Raw genomic sequence first — 20,825 nt, 5'->3', positions numbered from 1 at the left:
AGGAGGTGGAGGAGGCGCTCAAGGGCGATCCCCAGCACAGAACGCTCCTGGACTTCCTCCACCTGTGGAACCGCTTCGGCAGGGACAGCGTCCGCTTCGTGGAGGGCGACCCGCCCCGCCTGGTGACCCGCCTCGTCGACCCGGGACCGGCAGTGTCCCCCGTACTGGCGAAGGTCCGCAGCGCTCTGCTGATGAGCGGGACGCTGCACCCTCCGGAGATGTTCGCCGACGTCCTTGGTGCCGAGGGCGCGGTGTGCCGCCGCTATGCCTCCCCGTTCCCGCGGGAGAACCGCATGGTGCTGGCGGTGGGCGGGGTGTCCTCGCGCTTCCGCCTGCGCTGCCAGTCCATGTACGAGGCGGTGGCAAGGCAGCTGGTCCTGTGCTGCGCCGCCGTTCCCGGCAACCTCGCCGCGTTCTTCCCGTCCTACGACTTCATGACCATGGTGGAGAAGGCGCTGGACAGGAGCGCCGTCGGAAAGGAGGTGGTGGTGGAGCGGCGGGAGTTCGGGAAGAACGAGAGGGACGCGGTCGTCCATAGGCTCAGTGACGGCTCCAACCTCCTCATGGCGACGGTGAACGGCTCCTTCTCCGAGGGGGTGGACTTCAAGGCCAACCTGCTGTCCGCGGTGGTAGTGGTGGGCCTTCCCATCCCCCCGCCCTCACGGGAGGGGGAGAGCATGCTGTACTGCATGGAGAAGAAGTTCGGGCGGCGAAAGGCGGACCACTACGTGCACACCTATCCGGCCATCTCCAAGGTGCTGCAGGCGGCGGGGAGGGCCATCCGCTCGGAGACGGACCGGGCGGCCATCGTGCTCATGGACGATCGCTACCTCCTCCCGAGCATCCGAGCGGCCTTTCCCGACGACTTCGTGATCGAGCGGAGCAGGGACCTGGCAGAGGAGCTGTCGGGGTTCTTCCGGCACGATGTGCCAGTGGCGGGGCCCGCCGACGCCCCCTCCGCTCTGGATGAGGAGCCAAGGATTATCTAGGCGGAGCCGCTTCATCGCCCCCATGGAGGTCGTGCGCAGGGGGGCGGAAGCGGAGATCCGGCAGGGCACGTGGATGTGCCGTGACGTGGTGGTCAAGAGCAGGGTGCCCAAGGGGTACCGCCACCCCGACCTGGACCGGTCCCTGAGGTCCCATCGCACCCGCAACGAGGCGCGCCTGCTGCACGAGGCCAGGGAGGCAGGCGTGCCCACTCCCGTGATATACGATATCGACGTGCTCAACGCCGAACTCACCATGGAGGACGTCAAGGGCACCAGGGTGAAGGACGAGCTCGACGCGAGCTCCCCGGAACGGGTCGACGAGCTGTGCGGCGAGATAGGCAGACTTATCGCCCTGCTGCACCGCGCCGGGATCGCCCATGGCGACCTCACCACCTCGAACATGATAATGAGCGAGGGGCGGATGTGGTTCATCGACTTCTCGCTGGGAACAAGGAACGCCTCCCCGGAGGAGATGGGGGTGGACCTGCACCTGCTGAAGGAGGCGTTCCAGTCGGCGCACTCGCCCCTCCTTGGCCACTTCGACGCGATACTTGCCTCGTACCGCCGGCACTTCGACCGCGCGGACGGGACCATCAAAAAGATGAAGGAGATAGAGGGCCGGGGGCGGTACACCTGAAGATATACGCGGTCACCTCGAACCAGGGCAAGCTCAGGGAGTTCCGCTCGGTGCTGGGGCCCCTCGGCTTCGAGGTGGAGCACAGCGACGAGGATTGCGACGAGATACAGGCCGACACCTTGAGGGAGGTAGTGATCGGCTGCCTCGCCCAGCTGAAAGGGCGGGGGATCGGCGACCTCATCATCGACGACTCCGGGCTGTTCATCGACGCCCTCAAGGGGTTCCCGGGAGTATACTCCGCCTATGCCCTCAAGACCCTGGGGCTGCAGGGAGCGCTGAAGCTTATGGAGGGAGTGGATGACCGCGGCGCGCGCTTCGAGTGCTGCATCGGCGCCACCATAGGGGGCGAGGATATCATCGTCACGGGGCGTTGCGACGGCACCATCGCCCTGGCCCCGTCCGGCACGGAGGGCTTCGGCTTCGACCCCGTCTTCATCCCCTCTGGCCATTCCCAGACCTTCGCCGAAATATCAATAGAGGAGAAGAATAGTATATCCCACCGGGGGAGGGCTCTCCAAGCCTTCTCCGACGAACTTAGGAGAAGGAAGGAATGAAGCTTACAGAGAGGAAGATACTGGTCACGGGATGTGCCGGCTTCATCGCTAGCCACCTGGCAGAGGAGCTGCTGGCCAGGAACAACCGCGTAATCGGGGTGGACGATCTGTCCGCGGGGAAGCGGGAGTTCATGTCCACGATGCTGGGGAACGAGAACTTCGAGTTCATCGAGGGCGACCTCCTGAACATGGACCTGGCCCCGGCGCTTAAGGACGTGGAGGTGGTGTGCCATCTCGCGGCCAACCCGGACGTGCGCCTCGGCGCGAAGAACACTCGCATCCATTTCGAGCAGAACATCGCCGTCACCTACCGCCTCCTGGAGGCGTCCAAGGACCACGGGGTGAAGGACATTCTGTTCCCCTCCACTTCCACTATCTATGGGGAGACGGAGGTCATCCCCACGCCGGAGGACTACGGGCCCCTGGTACCCATTTCCGTCTACGGCGCATCCAAGCTGGCCTGCGAGGCCCTCATCGCCTCGTACTGCCATACCTTCGACCAGAACGCCGTGATATATCGCTTCGCCAATGTGGTGGGCACGAGGTCCACGCATAACGTCCTCCACGATTTCATCCGCAAGTTAAGGGAGGATCCCCAGAGCCTGGAGATCCTGGGGGCGGAGCCCGGCACCACCAAGTCCTACGTGCACGTCAAGGACTGCGTCAGCGGCATGGTCGCCGGCGCCGAGGGGGCGCGGGAGCAGGTGGAGATATTCAACATCGGCTCCCGGGACTGGATGACGGTGAAGGATATCGCCGACATCGTGGTGGAAGAAATGGGACTGCCCAACGTGGAGTACCGGTGGACCGGTGGGGTCAAGGGCGGCCGGGGATGGGTGGGCGACGTCAAGAAGATGCTGCTGGCGGTCGACAAGCTGGAGTCCCGCGGCTGGCAGCCTCGGCTTAGCAGCAAGGAGGCCATCCGCCGGGCCGTTCAGGAGATCCTAGCTTAGAAGGGCCACAGACCGTTGTCGTCGGCGGCGACCACGTCAAGCTTGTAGAGGTAGGGCGACTGCACGCTCCACCCCCCGTCCGCGCTGATCGGCACCGACCGCGCGGGTATGCCCCCAGCGTACTGGAATCCGGTGGTGTCCAGGACCAGCCAGAAGCCCATATCATCCTCTAGGTACGCCATCCGGTATTCCGAAACATCCATGCCGTAGAACGACGCCATGGCCTTCTCTATCTCGGCCAGCTCCTGCTCGTTCGATGCGACGAAGACCGAAGTGAAGGCGTGGTAATTGATGATGTTCACCCTGGCGTTCCCTCCCATGGCCGTGATGATGCTGGCGAGGAGGAATGACTGGTCCTCGCAGTCGCCCGTTCCGATCTCGATGGTCTCGGCGGGGCTTTGCCAGTGATCCTCAGGACCGTCCGATCGATACTCGACGTTGTCCCTGATCCACTGATAAGCCTGGGCGATCTGCAGGACGCTGTAGCCGCCGGGCTGCTCCCCCCTGACCTCGCTGACGATGGTCGCTACGGCGTCGAGGTCGATGTGCTCGTTGACCCGGTCGAAGTAGACACTGGGGTTCGAGTAGGTGGTATAACTCTCCGCCACCCCCAGCGGCTTTATGGCAATGAGCCCGATGGCGTCCCGGCTGATAGTGCCGTAGTCGTACCATTCCGTCCCGTCCTGATTGGATGCGGCCACTTTTACAATTATCTTGTAGTAATGCTTCCCTTCTTGAAGGGGGGCGCCGAAAAGGAGGAGGCCGACATCGGCCTGCTGGCCCGCGGATACGGTGACGCTGCAGTTGCGCGTGTACGTCTCTCCGGTGTCCCATTGCAGGCCCATGCCGTAGATGAACAGGCTGCCCGTGGGGTCGGAATTGGTGACCCTGAGGTCGAGGGCCCCGCCGTACCCAGCATAGACGTCAGCGGCCATGTCCCACACCAGGTTCAGAGTGTAGCCCGGAGCGGAGGCGGCGATGTCGCCGGGGAGGCCCATGTCCACCGGGGCGGCGGATATCGCGGCCGGACGGACCAGGTCGCTGGGGTCGAAACCAGCGTTCTGCCCGGACGCCAGCAGCGGGGGGAACGCGATCATGGCCAGGACCAGAGCGGTCACTGCCGTCGCGCCCACCAATAATTCGAACTTTCTCATTCGCGAGAGTGACGCTTATTCCTTTTAAATCGTTTCTGTGGCCATTATCAAAATAGATTCGCAGAGCTGGACAATGGCTGGGGAGCAAGCTTTATTCATGTGTTCATCCTTCCCCCGCTTCAACGGGTCCGTGGGGTAGCTTGGTCCATCCTTGGGGCTTTGGGAGCCTTAGACCCCGATTCAAATTCGGGCGGACCCACCACACCTTCTAGCCAGTTACTTGGTTATCTACGTAAATAACAGTGTTTTTCGCGTTATCGGTCGCCAGGGATATCGAGCCATCTCGCCCATTCAACGTCGATCATTTGTTTATGCCGCTGTCGGACCGGCCCAAGGACGATGCGGAGGTCGTCGCCATGATTCCGGAGCGTCACGGACGGGCCATCGGGGACGGCCCGCGAGAGGGTCGCGTTCAGGCCTTCAACATTGGTCTGAACGCACAAATCTCAACGACAGAGCCGCCCACGGAAACCAATTATTAGGCAGCATCGCCATCACGATGCGAATGGATGAGCTGGACCTACGAACATATCAGCTCCTGCATGCCAATGGGCGACTGACCTATCGGGAGGTGGGAGAGAAGCTGGGGATCAACACTGCCGCGGTCCATGCAAGGATCAGGCACCTTCTCGATGCGGGGATATTCACCAGGTTCACCGCCAAGCTCTCCCTGAGCTACCTCAACGGCGTGATCACCTTCCTGACCGGGGTGAGCGGGTTCAAGCCCCTGAGCCCCCACATCAATGAGCTGGTCAAGTCGGACTACATCGAGAAGGTCTTCCTGTTCGGGTCCAACCTGGTCATGCTGCGGCTGGTACTTCCCAAGTATGATGACCTGGGGCCGGCCATGGAGCACATCTGCGAGACCTTGCGGCTCCAGGACGTCCAGCTGATGCTTCCCTCCTCTATGGTCATCGGAACGGCGTCGGTGCACCCAAAGTACGTGGGGGATAGGGAACTGACCCTCCTTGACTACAAGATCGTGAACGCCCTGCACGACGATTCCAGGAGACCCCTGATCGGAGTGGCCGAGGAGCTCCAGTGCTCAGTGAAGACAGTGAAGAGCCGCCTGGACCACATGATAGAGGTCGGCGCGATCGAGTTCAGCGCCGACTGGAGGCTGGAAAGGTCCTCGGGGATACCGTCGGTGGTCATGGTGGACTTTCAGCCGGGGACCAGCAAGACCGAGCTGGTCAACACCCTAAGGTGCCGGTTCGGCCCTCACATCATCACCACGGCCCAGTACAGCAACAGGCCGGACTTCATGTCCGCCAACTGCTGGTTCCCCACCATGGAGGAGCATGGCATATTCATGCGCACCCTGGAGGGCATGGACAGCGTCAGGACGGCCAATTCCAGGATAATTCAGAGCACGCAGATCTACGAGACGTGGCGGGACAAGCTGCTGCAGATAAGGGCAGGAGCCAGAGGGGACGTCGATAGGCGATTGTCGAGATGATATTGCCTTTTTATTCACTTCGAAGTTAGAAAACGGGAAGAAAAAAGGCGCGGTCGGACCAAAAAATGAGGCTGCTCGCGAACACGGGCATATAAGCGTTCATGGTGGTCCCCAGACCATGAGCGAACTGCTAACGAGCCTCGCCATACTGTTGCTGATCGTTGCCCCCGCCATCGGCGGCCTTGCCTGTCTGGTCCTGGGAAAGCTAAAGCCCATCGGGAAGGTGGTAGCGGCGACATCGGCGGTCCTGTTCGTGGCCGTGGCATTCTTGGCATTCAAGGTGATCACGGACGGTCCCGTAACGATAATGTCCGCAGACCTCCCGGGGCTGGGGGCGCTGGTCCTGGCCATCGACCTCGTCCTCATGGCGGTCTTCGCTGTCGTCGCCTGGCGGGCCCGAAATGTACTAATGGGCGCCTTCGTGGCGGTCCAGCTCGTCACCCTGCTCCTCCTGGAGTCCGGCCTGCACGACCAGGCCGGGATGGCCATATTGATCGACCAGCTCAGCGTGCTGGTGGCCCTGATAACCTCGGTCATCGGCTCCATCATATGCCTCTATGCCGTGAAATACATGGAGCATTATCGGGACCACGGCCGCTTCTTCGCCGTCATGCTCCTCTTCCTGGGGGCCATGAACGGCGCGGTCTTCTCCAATGACCTGGTGTGGCTGTTCATGTTCTGGGAGGTCACCACGCTGTGCTCATTCCTGCTCATAGGGCACACCCGGACCGAGCAGGCCAGGGCCTCGGCCCTCACCGCCGCCCTCTACACCCTGGGAGGCGGGGCGGCGCTGGTCCTCGGGGCGGCGCTGTGCTCCCACTACTTCGGGACCACCTACCTGGACCAGCTGCCCGCGGGCGAGGGGATCGCCGGGCTGGCCCTGCTGCCCCTGGCCCTCCTGGCCCTGGCGGCGTTCACCAAGTCGGCCCAGGTGCCGTTCCAGAAGTGGCTCCTGGGAGCGATGGTGGCGCCGACCCCGGTCTCGGCGCTGCTGCACTCCGCCACAATGGTCAACCTGGGGGTCTACCTGCTCCTCCGCCTTTCCCCGAGCCTCAGCGGCACGGGATACCTGGTGAGCATCATGGGCCTCGTCGGGGCGGCCTCGTTCCTGATCACCGCGGTGCTGGCAATGACCCAGAGCAACGCCAAGAGGATCCTCGCCTATTCTACCGTCGGCAACCTGGGCCTGATCGTCGCCTGCGTGGGCCTGGACTCGTCGCTGGCCCTTACCGCCGGGATGCTCTTCCTGCTGTACCACGCGATATCCAAGGCCCTCCTGTTCATGTCCGTAGGGGTTGCCAAAGAGGAGCTCGGTTCGGAGGACATCGAGGCCATGGAAGGGCTTAGGGACACTCTGCCGGCGGTGGCGGCCGGCATCTTCGTGGGAGTGTTCATGATGGTCCTTCCCCCGTTCGGGATGTTCGCCTCGAAGTGGCTGCTGAGCGAGGCCGTCGCATCCGCTCCGGTCCTGGCGCTGCTCCTGGTCATAGGGTTCGGGGCCACCGTAGTGTACTATGCCAAGTGGCTGGGAAAAGTGCTCACGGCCGGTGCTGGGAAGGGGTCTTCGGACCGGGGTCGCCTTCCCCGCCGATACATCGCCGCGCTGGGAGCTACGGCGCTGATAGGGGTCGCCGCGACCGCGTTGATAGGTGCGGTGGTGGAGTACCTCGCCAGCCCCTTCGTCTCCTCGGTGTTCGAGATCCAGATCGCCGCGGGACCGGGGGGCCTGGAGACCCCCCAGGGGGCCCTGCCCATATTCCTGCTGATGATCATGGCCGCGGTCATGGCCGTCCTCTTCCTCCGTCGCCGCCGGGAGCGCCAGAATGACCCCATCGACGTCTACACCTGCGGCGAGGGCGGCGAGACCAGGACCGGCTCGTTCTATTTCTGGTCAGAGGCCAGGGTCGCCAGGCTGACCCGGCAGGGCAACCTGGTGGCCGCCGTCATGCTCCTGGCCATGACGGCGGTCCCCCTTCTTGAGGAAGTGATCGGATGACGGGCGTAGGAGAGCTGGTCGCGTCGGTGGTCCTGTGGGCCGCCATTCCCGTCCTGATAGGCCTCCTGCTGGGGCTGGACAGGCTCATCACCGCCCGACTGCAGGGGAGGAAGGGGCCCTCCGTGACGCAGCCGCTGAGGGACCTCTACAAGCTCTTGAGGAAGCAGGGAGGCCGGGTGCACGCGTCGCAGGCGGCCTTCGCCCTCTTGTCCCTGGTGCTCCAGGCCGTCGCCGCGCTGCTGCTCGTCACCGGGGGCGATGCCCTGGCGGCGCTCCTGATCTCGGGAGCTGGCTCCTTCGTCATGGTACTGGGGGCCTTCGCGGTCCCCTCCCCATACTCCCACCTGGGGGCGCACCGGGAGATGGTGCAGATCCTGACCATCGAGCCGGTGCTGCTGTTCGCGGTGCTCGCCCTGGGGTACGTCAACGGGTCGTTCCTGGCCTCGGAGATGGGTGACCTGATGGTCGCCGCGCTGCCCCTGGCGCCGGTGGCGATGGTCCCGGCGTTCCTGATCCGCCTGGAGAAATCACCCTACGACATAGCTACCGCCCACTCCGAGGTGGTGGCCGGCCCGTATATCGAGTACTCCGGCCGGGCCTTGGGCATCACCAAGCTGGCGCACTGGTTCGAGCTGGCGGTGCTGTTCGGGATACTGCTCCTGTTCTTCAACCAGCCCGACCCGCTGGTGGACGGGGCAGTGAAGGTAGCGGTCGTTGTGGCCATGGTGCTCGCGACGGCATTGATCGATAACGTGACCGCCCGGTCGACCAGATGGGGGATGCTGAAGCTAGCGCTCCCGTTCGGTATCGCCCTGGTGGCGCTCAACCTGGCGGTGGTGCACCTGATCGAGGGAGGGATGATATGATGATCACAAGCAGAGAAGCCCGCTCGCCGTGGATACTGCATTTCGACACCGGGTCCTGCAACGGCTGCGATATCGAGATATGGGCGCTGCTGACGCCCCGATACGACATCGAGAGGTTCGGCATGCTCAACAAGGGCAACCCCAAGCACGCCGATGTGCTGCTGGTCACGGGCCCGGTGAACAAGAAGAGCGCCGAGAGGCTGCGCCGGCTGTACGAGCAGATGCCCGACCCCAAGGTCGTGGTGGCGTGCGGGAACTGCGCCTCCACCGGGGCGCCCTTCGCGGACTGCTACAACGTGTGCGGCGGGGTCGACCAGGTCATCCCCGTGGACATCTACGTCCCCGGCTGCGCCGCCCGCCCAGAGGCATTGATCGACGGAGTGGTGGCAGCGCTGGCGAAGTGGAGGGAACGTAACGAGACAAATGAGGAGGTCAAGGCATGAACGGACACGCGAACTCACAGGCGATATCACAGATACGGGAGATGGCCGCACAGGCGGAGACAAGGCTGGTGACCATCGTGGCCAGCGAGGTAGGCGAGGGCGAGCTCGAGCTCATATACGTGCTCGACCGCGACGGCGGGCTGGAAATGGTCCGGTCAAGGTCCGGGATCGATGACGAACTGGAGAGCCTCTCCCCTCTGTTCCTGGGGGCCGAGAACCTGGAGCGGGAGATCATCGACCTGCTGGGAGCGAGGTTCGAGGGACTTGAGGGCGGCTTCCTGCTGATGCCCGGAGGCCCGACCGCCCCGCTGCGGCGCGCCCCCACGGAGGGATGAGCCATGTCCAAATCGACGCTGATACCGTTCGGCCCCCAGCACCCCGTGTTCCTGGAACCCATCAACCTCCAGCTGGAGCTGGACGAGGAACGGGTGGTCGGGGCGTCACTTAACTTCGGCTACGCCCACCGGGGGATGGAGAAGGCCATGGCCGCCGATTTCAGGCGGAGCATCTACCTGAGCGAGCGCATCTGCGGCATCTGCTCGTTCTATCACACCTCGGCTTACTGCCAGGGAATGGAGGCAATATTCAACGTGGTGCCGCCGGAGAGGGCGAAGCATGTCCGGATCGTCATGATGGAGCTGCAGCGCCTGACCTCCCACCTCCTGGCGCTGGGCCACACCGCCGAGGCCATCGGGTACGAGAGCCTCTTCATGCAGTGCTTCCGCGAACGCGAGAGGATCATGAGGCTGGTGAACAGCATTTCGGGCAACCGGGTCCACTACAGCATGAACACCATCGGAGGGGTCCGCGGTGACATCTCCCCCGAGCAGGGGAAGGAGGTGCTGAAGGCCCTGGACGATCTTGAATCGGGGTTCGCTGACCTGGCCGCGGTCTTCCACAGGGACGGCACCATCCGCAGGAGGATGGCAGGGGTAGGGGTGCTTGGCGCCGACCAGGCCAGGAGCTACGGGGTGGTAGGTCCGGTGGCACGGGCCAGCGGACTGCGCCAGGACCTCCGCCTGCTCTACTATGAGGACCTTGACTTCCGCCCCGTGGTCAGGGAGGAGGGCGATGCCTACGCCCGCACCTTGGTCAGGGTGGACGAGATAACGCAGTCCATCGAGCTGGTCCGCCAGGCCCTGGGACGGATGCCGGAGGGCCCCCTCCTGGCCCTGGTCAAGGGTAACCCCCCGCCGGGGGAATCCTTCACCCGCCTGGAGGCACCCCGGGGCGAGATGTTGTACTACATCCTGGCCAAAGGGAAGACCGAGCTGGAGAGGATAAAGATGAAGACCCCCACATTCATGAACGCGGCCGCCTTGAAGGCAATGGTGCCGGGGTGCGAGGTCGCGGACATCCCTACCATCACGGTGTCGGTGGACCCGTGCATATGCTGCACGGAGAGGTGATCTCATGAGCATGATGTCGATCGTGATCAAGAACCTCTTTTCGCGGCCGGACACGGTCCCTTACCCTGCCGCCCCGGCGGACCTTCCGGACAGCAACAGGGGAGGCGTCAGGTGGGACATGTCCAAGTGCTCCCTGTGCGGCCTATGCGCCAAGCGCTGCCCCACCCTGGCGGTGGCCGTGGACAAGAAGGCCGCCACCATAGAGCTGCAGGTGTTCCGCTGCATCGCCTGCGGGGTGTGCGTGGACATCTGCCCCCAGGACGCCATCGAAATGGTCCCGGAGTATTCCAGGCCGGGGCCGGCAAAGGATGTCAGGAAGTACCGGAAGGAGCCCACCTCAGCCGATAGGCCGACAGATAGATGACGGCGAGTACCACGCTGACGATGCCCATGACGGCGAACAGCCCGCTGTATGATCCTGTGATCCCATAGAGCGGGACCGCCGCCAAGGACGACAGGAACTGGCCCATATAGAGGCACATGCTGTACACGCCCATCACCTTGCCGAGGGTCGACAGAGGCACCGCGCTGGCGATCCAGTTGGCGAACGTGGGCATGGCCAGCCCCATCCCGAACCCGCATATTACCATGGCAACAACGAGCAGCGCCATGTTGTCGGAGGTACCCACGAGCACGAGGCCCCCGCCGATGATGGTGAACGCGATGGCGATGCCGGCCATCTGGTGAAATCTTCCGATGATCCTCCAATAGAAGAAGCCGGAGACAGCGGATATCAGCCCCATCGCTCCGAGGAGGATGCCGGCCAGGGCCGAAGAGCCAGGCGCCATCTCCGAGACCAGGTAGGGGATCTTCGTCGGGAGAAGGAAGGTTATCAGCTCGATCAGGAATATGCCCGCGCAGCATGCCAGGACGATCGGCCCGTTGAGCTTCTGGGGGCCGTGGGAGCCTCCTGGCGCAGTACCCTGCCGGGACGGCTCCTTCATTGTGAAGACGACCCCCACCAGGAACACCATCCCCAGAGAGTAGATGAGAAAAGGCATCCTCCAGTTGATGCCGGCCAAGGCCCCTCCGGATGTTTCCAGAGCGAGGACCCCCAACCCCATCGCGGCCGACTGCATCCCCAGCACCTTGGTCCGCTGGGTGCCGTGATAGTATAGTATGATGAGCGAAGTGGTGGTGGTCATTATCCCCGCGAGGGCAAGGCCGAGGAACGCGCGGCCCACCAGTATGCTGGTCATAGAATCGAGGAAGAACCCCGACACCCCGGCCGCGGAGAACAGGAACAGGGACGCCAGCAGGACCTTCACGTTGCCGAAGCGGTCGGCCAACGAGCCGATGAAGAAGCCGACGAACGCTATCACCAGCGAGGGGAGGGTGATGATCAGCGAGACCGTCGCCTCGGAGGTGCCCGGGAACGCCTCGCTGATCAGAGGCAGCGCCGGCGCCACCGCCGCCCCGCCCATCAGCACGAGCATCGATGAAAGGAGAATGAACACCAGAGTGAGCTTGGTAGGGACGAACGGTTCCTTATCCATGTGAGGAGGGCGCAAAGTGAGGACCTTATTTCAAACTATGCTTACGGGCGTGCCCCCAAGATAGGGCGCTCATCGTTCCGGGCAGATCGACCGGACCATGCGCTCCCGACGTTCGGACATTGACACACTATAGCGTGAGCCGAGCTATCATGTAGCACGTTGTTAAATAGAAGCCACTGCATATCCGGCGGCACAACTGATACAACGGGATGTGGACGATGTTCGGCATCGAGGACCCCTTCATCATACTTGGCTACGCACTTTCGATAGGCTTCGCCATATTGTGTATCGCGTACGGCTGGCTGAAGAGGAACGAGGGAGAGGGGAGCAATGGTTGACACTACCGTGTTCGCGATCTGCGCCATCGTGTACCTCGGTGTCACCATGTACCTAGGATACCTGGGATACAAGCAGACCAAAGGGGCCGACGACTACATGGTCGCCGGCAGGAAGGTGCATCCCTGGATCATCGGCATTTCTTACGGGGCCACCTTCATCAGCACCTCCGCCATTGTCGGCTTCGGCGGCATAGGCGCGATGTACGGCCTGGGCGTCATCTGGCTGACGGTCCTCAATATCGGCCTGGGAATCCTGGTCGCGTTCATCCTCTATGGGAAGAGGACCAGAAGGATCGGCCAGCAGCTCAAGGCCGTTACTTTCCCGGACCTACTGGGCAAAAGGTTCAACTCCCCGTTCATGCAGTACGCCACCGGCATCCTGATCCTCATCGCCATGCCGCTCTATTGTGCGGCCATCATCATCGGCGGGGCATGGTTCATCCACACCACCTTCGGGCTTGACTACGGCCTCTCACTGGTAGGCTTTGCCGCCATCACCGCGCTGTACGTCGTCTTCGGCGGGCTCATCGCGGTCCTGTACACCGACGCGATGCAGGGCCTGCTCATGCTGGTGGGCATGACCGTGCTCCTGGTCCTCACCTTCCTGGCCGTGGGAGGGGTGGGCGAGGGCTTCACCGCCCTGTCCAATCTCTCCCCGCAGATCCCTGACAACCTGCAGGCGGGAGGGCTGTATGACTGGACCGCCATGCCTGCCGCCGGGTCCACCATATGGCTGACCCTGGTGACCACCATGGTGATGGGGGTGGGCATAGGCGTTCTGGCCCAGCCGCAGCTCAGCGTCAGGTTCCTGACCGCCAAGGACGACCGGTCCCTCAACCGGGCGATAGCGGTCGGCGGTCCCTTCCTGCTGATGATGACAGGCGTCGCGTTCACCGTGGGGCCGCTGACCAACGTGTGGTTCTGGAATGAGCAGGGGCAATTGGCCGTTGCGGCTGCCGGCGGAAACGTTGACAACGTCATTCCCCTGTTCATCAACTCGGCCACTCCGGACCTGTTCGTAGTGATGTTCCTCCTGGTGCTCCTGGCCGCGGCGATGTCCACCCTTAGCGGCATCTTCCATACTATGGGCACCACCGCCGGGTACGATCTGTACCGGCATATCGCTAAGAAAGACCAGCCGTCCAAGAAGGTGACGCAGATAGCCACCTGCGTGATGATCGTGGCCTCGGTAGCGCTCGCCTTCGTCATGCCGGCCAACATCATCGCCCGCGCGACGGCCATGTTCATGGGGCTGTGCGCCTGCGCGTTCCTGCCTGCGCTCACCTATGCGCTGTACAGCAAGAGGCCGGCGGCGCTCCCGGCCAAGCTCAGCCTTTCCGTCGGCGCCATATCCTGGTTCCTGTGGACGGTGTTCGTGCACGCCGCGGAGGCGGGGCCGTTGGGCATATGCCAGGCCCTGTTCGGGCAGGTGACCCTCCTGGGCGCACCGTTCAACGTCATCGACCCCCTGATCATCGGTCTTCCCCTGGCCATCATCGCGCTGGTGGTCGGGATCGCACTGAGCACTGAGGCCAGGGAAAGGGCGACCGAGCCGGAGACGGCTTGAACGGGTCCCCCAGGGACCGCTTCCCGGAAGTGGTGGGCGGTCAAACCCTTTCAGACCATTTTTCACGGGTCGCGTGAGCGTTCCTGCCAGCTTTTCCCTGCTAACGCTCCAGCTCCAGCTGGTAGAACTCCGGGAAGCTCCATCTCCTGACCTCTTTGAAGGGGGCGAAAGCAGCCAGCATCTCCTCCTCGCTCATTCGATCGTGAAGAGGAGGACCGAAACTGGTCTCCTTCTTGGGGAAATCGACAATGGTGAGCTTGCCGCCCTTCTTCAGGCAGCGGCGCAGCTCGGACACCAGCAGGGGCTTGTCCTCGACCTCGTGGGCGACGTTGACCAGGATGGCGCGGTCGAGCGAGGAGCCCTCGAACGGCAGCTTGGGCAGCTCGGCCTTGACCGCCTCTATCTTCCCCTTCACCTCGAATGGAGCGTTGGCCATGATCTCATCTAGCATGTCCTGCTGGGCGTCCAGCGCGAACACCTTCCCCACGCGGCTAGCTAGAGGGATGGAGATGTAACCAATGCCGGCCCCGAGGTCGGCGACCACCTCGTTCGGCGAGGGGGCCATTCTCTCGATTATGCCTTCGGCCGGCTGCCTCTTCCGGCGGTTCTCGTCGTTCAGGCGCTTCCTCCCTTCTGCGGGGAACCTATGTCCTGCCATGCTTATCCTCCAATACTGCCTTCGTCACCTTCAGCGCCCCCCCGTCCCTGGCGATCTCGGTCTCCGCCTCAACGATCCGCAGGGCCTTGCGGTGCATGGGGGAATCGAGCGTCAGCGTTTCGTACTCCCCGCCCTCCCCGGCTACGTTCATCCCGTAGCGTCCGGACAGCTGCCTAAGCTCGGCGAGCGAGGCGAGGTCGATCTCCCGGCCCAGCCATGACGGCCCCAGCCCTTCGGCCGCCACCGTTACCAGCGCCGCCCTTATCCCGGCGCTGATCAGCTCCTCCATGAGCATGGACTGGTCCTTCCGCCACAGCGGGGAGAAGACGCGGAGGCCCAGGGGATCGCACACGTGGTTGATGCGGTCCCACTGATAGTCAGAGGCTATGGCCCCGGTGACCACTCCCTCCACATCGAGCCCGGAAAGCACCTCCGCCAGGGCCCTCAGGTCATCCTTCTCCTCGCCCGAACTTCCCACCGTGACCAGCTCCTTCCCCATGGCCGCGGCCATGAGGGGCACCAGGGCCAGGTTGGGAGTGTGGAACACCCAGGAATGGGGGTCCCGGGGCATCACGCTCACCAGGAGGTCGACGGCGTGGCCCTGCTGCTCCATCAGGTAGGCGGCGAAGGTGGAGTCCTTACCTCCAGAATACAGGGCGGCTAGGCGCATGAACGGTAATCATGACCTCCTGACTTAAGGCTTGACCCGTCCCCGCATCAGCATTATCTACCGCAGATTGCCATGGACCCGCCATGTACTGCCCCCGATGCGACCGGACCATCAAGAAGGACGACCTGGACCAGCTGAACCAGGAGCTCAAGAAGAAGTTCGACGTTGATTCCTTGGAGAGGGGCAACTGCCCGGTGTGCGGGACCGCCCTCATCGACCGGTCAAAGGTGCCGGCCAAGAAGGAGCTGCGCTGATGCGCCTCGACTCCCTGTCGTCCGTCGAGTTCAAGACGGCCATGAAGAAGAAGCCCATCGTGTTCCTGCCCATCGGCGGGACGGAGGCGCACGGGTACCACCTCCCCCTGTGCACCGACTCGGTGCAGCCAGAGTACGTCGCCGACCTAGTCTCCGACAGGGTCGGGGGCCTGGTGGCCCCGCCCCTGCGCTACGCGTTCCATTCATCCACCAAGAACATGCCCGGGACCATCGGCCTGAGCTTTGAGACCACCGTACTGGTGACCAGGGACATCATGGAATCCCTGATCGCGAACGGCGTGGACAAGCTCGTGGTCATCAGCGGCCACGCCGGCTCGTCGCATATGAACGCTCTGCGGCAAGCGTGCGCCGAGATCGCGGAGCGGCATGACGTCAAGCTCATGCTGCTGACGGACTATGATCTGGCCAAGCAGTTCCCCATCGACCAGAAGGGCGACGGGCACGGCGGCAAGCTCGAAACGTCACGCATGATGGACATCGCCCCGGAGCTGGTCAAGAAGGCCAAGAAGGCGGGAAGGTACGTCAGCCAGGGGTACATGATAGTGCGCGACCCCGAGCGGTCCATGCCTGACGGCTTCGTCGGCGACGCTCCCCGCGCCACCGCCGAGCTGGGCCGGGAGTTAAATTCATACATCATCGACCGGTTGACCGACGAGGTAAGAAGCTCCTTCGAGGTAAAGAAATGAGCGAAAAGAAGCTGCAGGCCGCCCGCAAGGCGGTGGAGTTCGTGAAGGACGGCATGGTCCTGGGCCTCGGCACCGGTTCGACCACCCGTCTGGCGGTGGACGAGATCGGAAAGCTGGTCGCCAGCGGCTACAAGCTGGTCGGCATACCGACATCCATAGAGACGGAGAAGCAGGCCCGGTCGCTGGGAATACCCCTGACCACCCTGGACCAGGTGAAAGAGATCGACCTGACCATAGACGGCGCGGACGAGGTGGATCCCCGGTTCCGGCTCATCAAGGGACTGGGCGGGGCGCTGCTGCGCGAGAAGATCGTTGCATACCATTCCAAGGAAGAGATAATCATCGTGGACGATTCCAAGATGGTCGACCAGCTGGGCGTCAAGACCCCCCTTCCGATAGAGGTCATCCCGTTCAGCCACGTGCGCACCAAGGAAGCGATCGAAGCGCTGGGCTGCGTGGCCTCGCTAAGGGGAGGGGACAGGCCCTTCGTCACCGACAACGGCAACTACATCTACGACTGCAAGTTCAAGGTCATCAGCGAACCTGAGAAGATAGAGAGGGATCTCAACTCCATCCCCGGGGTCGTGGAGAACGGCCTATTCATAGGACTAGCTAGCCGCGTTGTGGTGGGGACGGAGAAAGGGGCCGTGGTGAAGGAGAGGGCCTAGGCCGTTACTGCGCCACGGCCTGTTTCAGGGCCTTGACGTTGTTCTCGATCTCCTCGATCCGCTTTTTCTCTTCCTTCTCGATGGTCTCGACAATCTTGTCAAAGGGCAGGGCCAGCTTGTACGAGTGTACGGGCCTTCCCTTCCCTTCCTTCTTTATGTCCCTCTTGATCACCCATTTCCGCCGGCGCAGCTCCTGCATGGCGATAGAAACCTCTGGTTGCCTGAGCGCTGTGGAGATCTCGATCTCGACCGAAGTGGTCTCCTCCTTCTTGCGCAGGAACACCAGCGTCTTGGCGACGTTTTTCGGCATGTCCGTGCGCATCAGCAGCTTCACCAGGGTCTCGTCCTTTTTTGTGAATCCTCTCTCATTCATAATTTATCTTAAGCAATTATTAATGGCACCATATATATCACTTTCTATTTCAGCCTATGAACGCCCATAATGATGTGGTCCAGTACCTTTTTTTCCCTTTGTTCCAGGTTTTGTTAACTTTTTTTACGAACGGAAGAATTCTCAGCCACTTTAGTAATATGTATTCAAATCATTAATATATTAATTGAGCGTCAGGGACCCCCTTTTTCGGATGCTCCCGCCCCTCGGGCACGGTGCCAGAACTCGCTGTCGGCCCCCGGCGGAACGCACCTCGCGGGACGTTCCCGAAACATGCTCAAAATGATATAGCCAGATGTCCGATGCTTGCGGTACGTGAGACTGCTAATACTTTAAATATTAATTGCGTATTAGCGTAACTTACTTCGTAAAGGGTGTTAGTAATGAAGATGCCTCACACGATCAAAACCTACTGTCCCAAGTGCAAATCTCACACCGACCATGAGGTAGAAAGGGTCAAAAAGAAGAAGGCCAGTGAGCTCAAATGGGGTCAGAGGCGTTTCAGGCGCGCGACCTCCGGCTACGGCGGATTCCCCAGGCCCAAGCCCGAGGGGAGGGAGAAGCCCACCAAGAGGGTCAACCTCAGGTACAGGTGCAAGACCTGCAAGAAGGCCCACCAGAGGCCCTGCTTCAGAGCAAAGAAGTTCGAACTGGAGGAGTGATCACTATGTCAGAAGCTAAGACTGGTAAGTTCATCAAGGTGAAGTGCCCCGACTGTGCGAACGAACAGATCACATTCAAGAACCCGGCGGTCAACGTGACCTGCAACGTATGCGGGTCCACCCTCGTTAAGACCAGGGGCGGCGCGGGCGAGCTGCGCGGCAAGCTGGTCGAGGTGGTTGATTAAACATGGCCCGCCAAAGCGACTTCCCCGAGGAGGGCGAGCTGGTCGTCTGCACTGTCCAGAGCGTCAAGAACTTCGGGGCGTTCGTCTCGCTCGACGAGTACGATGCCAAGGAAGGCTTCATCCACATCAGGGATGTCGCTACCGGATGGGTCAAGTACATCAGGGACTACGTAAGAGAAGGGCAGAAGATCGTGTGCAAGGTCCTGGGCGTCGACTCGTCCAAGGGCCACATCGACCTTTCCCTCAAATCGGTGAACGAACACCAGAAGAGGGAGAAGATCCAGCAGTGGAAGAACGAGAACAAGGCCGACAAGCTCATTGAGATCGTGGCCGAGCGCCTGGGCAAGACCAAGGATGCGAGCTACGAGGAGTTCGGCTACGCGCTGATGGACAGCTTCGGTACCCTGTATGGGGCGTTCGAGCAGGTGGCCACCACCCCCGCCTCTCTGCAGGAAGAGGGTTTCGAAGGCCCCTGGACCAAGACCTTCATCGAGGTGGCGAAAGAGAACGTCACCCCCTCGTATGTGCAGATCGACGGCATGCTGGAGATGACCTGTCCCCTGCCGGACGGCGTGGACCACATCAAGGATGCGCTCATCGCCGGGATCGTATCGAGCAAGGAGCAGGTCAAGATCCAGTACATCGGCGCACCCAAGTACCGCGTGGTAGTGTCGGCCCCCGACTACAAGGCCGCCGAAGAGGAGATGAAGGCCGTTACGACCAACATCATCTCCAACCTCCAGTCATGCGGTGGCAAGGCGGTCTTCCACCGCGAGGCAAAATGAAGGATATTATAGTCGTAACCTCATGCGATAGCACCCCCATACTAGGATATGGCACGCTGGCCGGTCACATGGGAAAGGTTAAAACATGAGAACATCACTAAGAAAGTGTCCAAAATGCGTTGAATATACTCTGCTGGACCAGTGCGGTCGCTGCGGGTGTACTACGGACATGCCCATACCCCCCAGGTATTCTCCTGAGGACCGGTATGGCGAATACAGACGAAGATTGAGGAAGGAGCGTGGCGACTATGGAAAAGATCAAGACCATCATCCATGAGGAACCGGTTTTAAAGGGCCCCATCCTGATCGAGGGGCTCCCCGGGGTGGGCAACGTGGGCAAGCTGGCCGCGGAGCACCTCCTCGATCAGCTCAAGGCCAAGAAGTTCGCGGACATCTACTCGGCCTATTTCCCGCCCCAGGTCATCGTTGACGAGGACGGCGTGACCAAGCTGGTCAACAATGAGCTTTATTACTCACAGGCCGACGGCAAGCACCCTGACCTCATCATCCTGATCGGGGACTATCAGGGCCTCACCCCCGAGGGCCAGTACGACCTCTCGGACCACGTTCTCCAACTGTGCCAAAAGTACGGGGTGGACACCATATTCACCCTTGGCGGCTACGGGGTCGGCAAGATGGTGGAGCAGCCCCGCGTTCTCGGCGCGGCCACCACCAAGGAGCTGGTGGATGATATGAAGACCAAGGGGGTCATATTCTCCAAGGGAGAGCCCGGGTCCGGCATCGTGGGGGCGAGCGGCCTGCTGCTCGGCCTCGGCAAGGTCTATGGGATCAAGGCGGTGTGCCTTATGGGCGAGACCTCCGGCTACTTCGTTGACCCCAAGGGGGCCGAGGCGGTGCTGCGCATCCTGGCCGCCATACTCAACGTGGAGATCGACTTCTCCGAGCTGGTCAGCAAGGCCGAGCAGATCGACCTCATAACCTCCAAGCTCAAGGAGATCGAAAGCCCTGTGGAGCCTCGGAAGGAAGACCTCGGCTACATCGGCTGAACGACCCAAACCCTTTCAGCAATTCCCCTTTCGGATAAAAAAAGAAAAAATAGAAGGGGGAGGATTTTAGGCAAGCGTTTGAATGTGCATCCCATCCCATTCTTTGCAGGCCCTACTTCCTTAGATATTCAGACTCGAACACTTCCATGGCGGCGAGGGTCTTTTCTGCCTCCTCCATCTTCTTGACCTTGTCCATTACGACATCCACACGCTCGTAGATGAAGTCCCGGATCGCTGCGCGTATCGCCTCGGACCGTGAGGGGAAATCGTCCACCTTCACCAGGAAGTCCAACGCACGAACGTAGCGCTCGGGAAGACGTATCGTCACCTTCTCCAATTCTGGCTCTTCCATCCTCGCACCATGTGACGGGAGAGGTCGGATAGACCTCTTTTGTCCGACAATGTATTGCATAATATAGTATTTATATATAACTAGATAAGTCAAACTTTACGGGACGACCCGTCCACCTGGCGAGACCGCTGCTGGCATGGGTCCGAGGTCGGGACCGCTTTGGGCGAAGGTCTAAATATGGTATCCGTAATTAGGAGAGTGCGCCCCGACTTAGCTCAGTCTGGCTAGAGCGGCTGACTGTAGTGGGTTCCCGGTTTTTCCGGTATCACAGCCGCCGATATCAGCAGGCCCCCGGTTCAAATCCGGGAGTCGGGACCATAATTCTCCACCAAAATGTACGATCTGACCTTGGCTAGCAGGTCCGGCATCCTTACTGGCTTGGATAGGACCTCCTTTGCCCCCGCCCGCATCATCTCCTCGCCCTTCACCGAGGCGAAGGCGCTGACGCCGATCACCACAGCGCGGGGATCCATCTTCAATATCTCCCTGGTCGCCTCTATGCCGTCCATCTCCGGCATCAGTATGTCCATGAGCACCAGCTGGGGCCTTCGCTCCGCATACAGCTGCACCGCGCGGAGGCCGTTCTCAGCCTCCACTACGTCATACCCTTCCAGCATCTCCCTGA

Annotated in this window: 28 protein-coding genes and 2 tRNA genes; 23 read left to right on the top strand and 7 right to left on the bottom strand. The window is 61.8% G+C overall.

The features are described from left to right. The 4 genes from WYS_RS01520 to WYS_RS01505 all read left to right on the top strand — a co-directional run. Nucleotides 1–989, top strand: a 989-nt coding sequence (locus WYS_RS01520) for a helicase C-terminal domain-containing protein (RefSeq protein ID WP_019176393.1), incomplete at its 5' end; no start/stop codon positions are given. A gap of 22 nt (nucleotides 990–1,011) precedes the next feature. After that, nucleotides 1,012–1,626 (top strand): KEOPS complex kinase/ATPase Bud32, encoded by a 615-nt coding sequence (locus WYS_RS01515; RefSeq protein WP_019176392.1) that lies wholly within the window; start codon nucleotides 1,012–1,014, stop codon nucleotides 1,624–1,626. Beyond that, nucleotides 1,623–2,180, top strand: coding sequence for an RdgB/HAM1 family non-canonical purine NTP pyrophosphatase (gene rdgB / locus WYS_RS01510; RefSeq protein ID WP_026068692.1), 558 nt, complete (start codon nucleotides 1,623–1,625; stop codon nucleotides 2,178–2,180). The genes WYS_RS01515 and rdgB overlap by 4 nt, the downstream gene beginning before the upstream one ends. Then, nucleotides 2,177–3,133 carry an NAD-dependent epimerase/dehydratase family protein gene (locus WYS_RS01505; RefSeq protein WP_019176390.1) on the top strand — a complete coding sequence of 319 codons (957 nt, stop codon included), beginning with the start codon at nucleotides 2,177–2,179 and terminating at the stop codon, nucleotides 3,131–3,133. The genes rdgB and WYS_RS01505 overlap by 4 nt, the downstream gene beginning before the upstream one ends. Here the strand turns inward: WYS_RS01505 and WYS_RS01500 are convergent. Then, nucleotides 3,130–4,287: a transglutaminase domain-containing protein gene (locus WYS_RS01500; RefSeq protein ID WP_026068691.1), complete on the bottom strand. Its 1,158-nt coding sequence runs from the start codon at nucleotides 4,285–4,287 to the stop codon at nucleotides 3,130–3,132. The genes WYS_RS01505 and WYS_RS01500 overlap by 4 nt on opposite strands. Nucleotides 4,288–4,411: 124 nt before the next feature. On the opposite strand from WYS_RS01500, the gene WYS_RS01495 reads away from it, so the two are divergent. The 8 genes from WYS_RS01495 to WYS_RS13925 all read left to right on the top strand — a co-directional run bounded on the left by WYS_RS01495 (nucleotide 4,412) and on the right by WYS_RS13925 (nucleotide 10,824). Beyond that, nucleotides 4,412–4,489, top strand: a tRNA-Pro gene (locus WYS_RS01495). 303 nt (nucleotides 4,490–4,792) lie between these two features. Continuing rightward, nucleotides 4,793–5,746, top strand: coding sequence for an AsnC family transcriptional regulator (locus WYS_RS13935; RefSeq protein ID WP_019176387.1), 954 nt, complete (start codon nucleotides 4,793–4,795; stop codon nucleotides 5,744–5,746). Nucleotides 5,747–5,864: 118 nt separating this feature from the next. After that, complete coding sequence (locus WYS_RS13930) at nucleotides 5,865–7,742, top strand: NADH-quinone oxidoreductase subunit 5 family protein (protein ID WP_019176386.1); 1,878 nt, start codon at nucleotides 5,865–5,867, stop codon at nucleotides 7,740–7,742. Then, nucleotides 7,739–8,608: an NADH-quinone oxidoreductase subunit H gene (locus WYS_RS01475; protein WP_019176385.1), complete on the top strand. Its 870-nt coding sequence runs from the start codon at nucleotides 7,739–7,741 to the stop codon at nucleotides 8,606–8,608. The genes WYS_RS13930 and WYS_RS01475 overlap by 4 nt, the downstream gene beginning before the upstream one ends. Beyond that, nucleotides 8,608–9,051 (top strand): NADH-quinone oxidoreductase subunit B family protein, encoded by a 444-nt coding sequence (locus tag WYS_RS01470; protein ID WP_019176384.1) that lies wholly within the window; start codon nucleotides 8,608–8,610, stop codon nucleotides 9,049–9,051. The genes WYS_RS01475 and WYS_RS01470 overlap by 1 nt, the downstream gene beginning before the upstream one ends. Beyond that, a complete protein-coding gene (locus WYS_RS01465; RefSeq protein ID WP_081579762.1) occupies nucleotides 9,048–9,386 on the top strand; it encodes an NADH-quinone oxidoreductase subunit C in 339 nt (112 codons plus the stop codon). The genes WYS_RS01470 and WYS_RS01465 overlap by 4 nt, the downstream gene beginning before the upstream one ends. A 3-nt stretch (nucleotides 9,387–9,389) precedes the next feature. Next, nucleotides 9,390–10,460: a hydrogenase large subunit gene (locus WYS_RS01460; protein WP_019176382.1), complete on the top strand. Its 1,071-nt coding sequence runs from the start codon at nucleotides 9,390–9,392 to the stop codon at nucleotides 10,458–10,460. Between the two features lie 4 nt (nucleotides 10,461–10,464). Beyond that, entirely contained in the window at nucleotides 10,465–10,824 is a 360-nt protein-coding gene (locus WYS_RS13925) for a 4Fe-4S binding protein (protein ID WP_019176381.1), read from the top strand. Here WYS_RS13925 and WYS_RS01450 read toward each other — a convergent pair. After that, on the bottom strand, nucleotides 10,772–11,956 hold the full coding sequence (locus WYS_RS01450; protein ID WP_019176380.1) for an MFS transporter: 1,185 nt from the start codon (nucleotides 11,954–11,956) through the stop codon (nucleotides 10,772–10,774). The genes WYS_RS13925 and WYS_RS01450 overlap by 53 nt on opposite strands. Before the next feature lie 218 nt (nucleotides 11,957–12,174). On the opposite strand from WYS_RS01450, the gene WYS_RS16575 reads away from it, so the two are divergent. After that, nucleotides 12,175–12,294, top strand: a complete 120-nt coding sequence (locus tag WYS_RS16575; RefSeq protein ID WP_019176379.1) for a symporter small accessory protein — start codon at nucleotides 12,175–12,177, stop codon at nucleotides 12,292–12,294. Further along, nucleotides 12,287–13,861 (top strand): sodium:solute symporter family protein, encoded by a 1,575-nt coding sequence (locus WYS_RS01440; protein WP_049796207.1) that lies wholly within the window; start codon nucleotides 12,287–12,289, stop codon nucleotides 13,859–13,861. Before WYS_RS16575 ends, WYS_RS01440 begins: the two co-directional genes overlap by 8 nt. Before the next feature lie 100 nt (nucleotides 13,862–13,961). On the opposite strand, the gene WYS_RS01435 is transcribed toward WYS_RS01440, so the two are convergent. Continuing rightward, on the bottom strand, nucleotides 13,962–14,519 hold the full coding sequence (locus tag WYS_RS01435) for a class I SAM-dependent methyltransferase (RefSeq protein WP_019176377.1): 558 nt from the start codon (nucleotides 14,517–14,519) through the stop codon (nucleotides 13,962–13,964). Then, entirely contained in the window at nucleotides 14,506–15,189 is a 684-nt protein-coding gene (locus WYS_RS01430; protein WP_019176376.1) for a diphthine--ammonia ligase, read from the bottom strand. Before WYS_RS01430 ends, WYS_RS01435 begins: the two co-directional genes overlap by 14 nt. A gap of 83 nt (nucleotides 15,190–15,272) precedes the next feature. On the opposite strand from WYS_RS01430, the gene WYS_RS15845 reads away from it, so the two are divergent. The 3 genes from WYS_RS15845 to rpiA are packed head-to-tail and all read left to right on the top strand — an operon-like array spanning nucleotide 15,273 to nucleotide 16,818. After that, nucleotides 15,273–15,443: a hypothetical protein gene (locus WYS_RS15845; RefSeq protein WP_019176375.1), complete on the top strand. Its 171-nt coding sequence runs from the start codon at nucleotides 15,273–15,275 to the stop codon at nucleotides 15,441–15,443. Continuing rightward, entirely contained in the window at nucleotides 15,443–16,150 is a 708-nt protein-coding gene (locus tag WYS_RS01420) for a creatininase family protein (protein WP_019176374.1), read from the top strand. The genes WYS_RS15845 and WYS_RS01420 overlap by 1 nt, the downstream gene beginning before the upstream one ends. Continuing rightward, a complete protein-coding gene (rpiA, locus tag WYS_RS01415; RefSeq protein WP_019176373.1) occupies nucleotides 16,147–16,818 on the top strand; it encodes a ribose-5-phosphate isomerase RpiA in 672 nt (223 codons plus the stop codon). Before WYS_RS01420 ends, rpiA begins: the two co-directional genes overlap by 4 nt. A 4-nt stretch (nucleotides 16,819–16,822) precedes the next feature. On the opposite strand, the gene WYS_RS01410 is transcribed toward rpiA, so the two are convergent. Continuing rightward, a complete protein-coding gene (locus tag WYS_RS01410; RefSeq protein WP_019176372.1) occupies nucleotides 16,823–17,191 on the bottom strand; it encodes a hypothetical protein in 369 nt (122 codons plus the stop codon). A 401-nt stretch (nucleotides 17,192–17,592) separates the two neighbouring features. On the opposite strand from WYS_RS01410, the gene WYS_RS01405 reads away from it, so the two are divergent. The 5 genes from WYS_RS01405 (at nucleotide 17,593) to WYS_RS01390 (ending at nucleotide 19,848) form a co-directional block, all read left to right on the top strand. Next, nucleotides 17,593–17,871, top strand: a complete 279-nt coding sequence (locus WYS_RS01405) for a 50S ribosomal protein L44e (RefSeq protein WP_019176371.1) — start codon at nucleotides 17,593–17,595, stop codon at nucleotides 17,869–17,871. A 5-nt stretch (nucleotides 17,872–17,876) separates the two neighbouring features. Continuing rightward, complete coding sequence (locus WYS_RS01400; protein WP_019176370.1) at nucleotides 17,877–18,056, top strand: 30S ribosomal protein S27e; 180 nt, start codon at nucleotides 17,877–17,879, stop codon at nucleotides 18,054–18,056. Between the two features lie 2 nt (nucleotides 18,057–18,058). Further along, nucleotides 18,059–18,841, top strand: a complete 783-nt coding sequence (locus WYS_RS01395) for a translation initiation factor IF-2 subunit alpha (RefSeq protein WP_019176369.1) — start codon at nucleotides 18,059–18,061, stop codon at nucleotides 18,839–18,841. Between the two features lie 85 nt (nucleotides 18,842–18,926). Beyond that, on the top strand, nucleotides 18,927–19,118 hold the full coding sequence (locus tag WYS_RS16600; protein WP_081579761.1) for an RNA-protein complex protein Nop10: 192 nt from the start codon (nucleotides 18,927–18,929) through the stop codon (nucleotides 19,116–19,118). Further along, complete coding sequence (locus tag WYS_RS01390) at nucleotides 19,090–19,848, top strand: proteasome assembly chaperone family protein (protein WP_019176368.1); 759 nt, start codon at nucleotides 19,090–19,092, stop codon at nucleotides 19,846–19,848. Before WYS_RS16600 ends, WYS_RS01390 begins: the two co-directional genes overlap by 29 nt. A gap of 112 nt (nucleotides 19,849–19,960) precedes the next feature. Here the strand turns inward: WYS_RS01390 and WYS_RS13920 are convergent, their stop codons facing one another. Next, nucleotides 19,961–20,200 (bottom strand): ribbon-helix-helix domain-containing protein, encoded by a 240-nt coding sequence (locus WYS_RS13920; protein ID WP_019176367.1) that lies wholly within the window; start codon nucleotides 20,198–20,200, stop codon nucleotides 19,961–19,963. 204 nt (nucleotides 20,201–20,404) lie between these two features. On the opposite strand from WYS_RS13920, the gene WYS_RS01380 reads away from it, so the two are divergent. After that, a tRNA-Tyr gene (locus WYS_RS01380) sits at nucleotides 20,405–20,518 on the top strand. Here WYS_RS01380 and WYS_RS16595 read toward each other — a convergent pair. After that, nucleotides 20,497–20,817 carry a response regulator gene (locus tag WYS_RS16595; protein ID WP_394296327.1) on the bottom strand — a complete coding sequence of 107 codons (321 nt, stop codon included), beginning with the start codon at nucleotides 20,815–20,817 and terminating at the stop codon, nucleotides 20,497–20,499. The genes WYS_RS01380 and WYS_RS16595 overlap by 22 nt on opposite strands. Between the last annotated feature and the right edge of the window lie 8 nt (nucleotides 20,818–20,825).

The organism is Methanomassiliicoccus luminyensis B10 (genome assembly GCF_000308215.1).
Lineage (GTDB): Archaea > Thermoplasmatota > Thermoplasmata > Methanomassiliicoccales > Methanomassiliicoccaceae > Methanomassiliicoccus > Methanomassiliicoccus luminyensis.
Note: the sequence above shows the minus strand (reverse complement) of the source record. Positions and strands in the feature narration are given on the sequence as shown.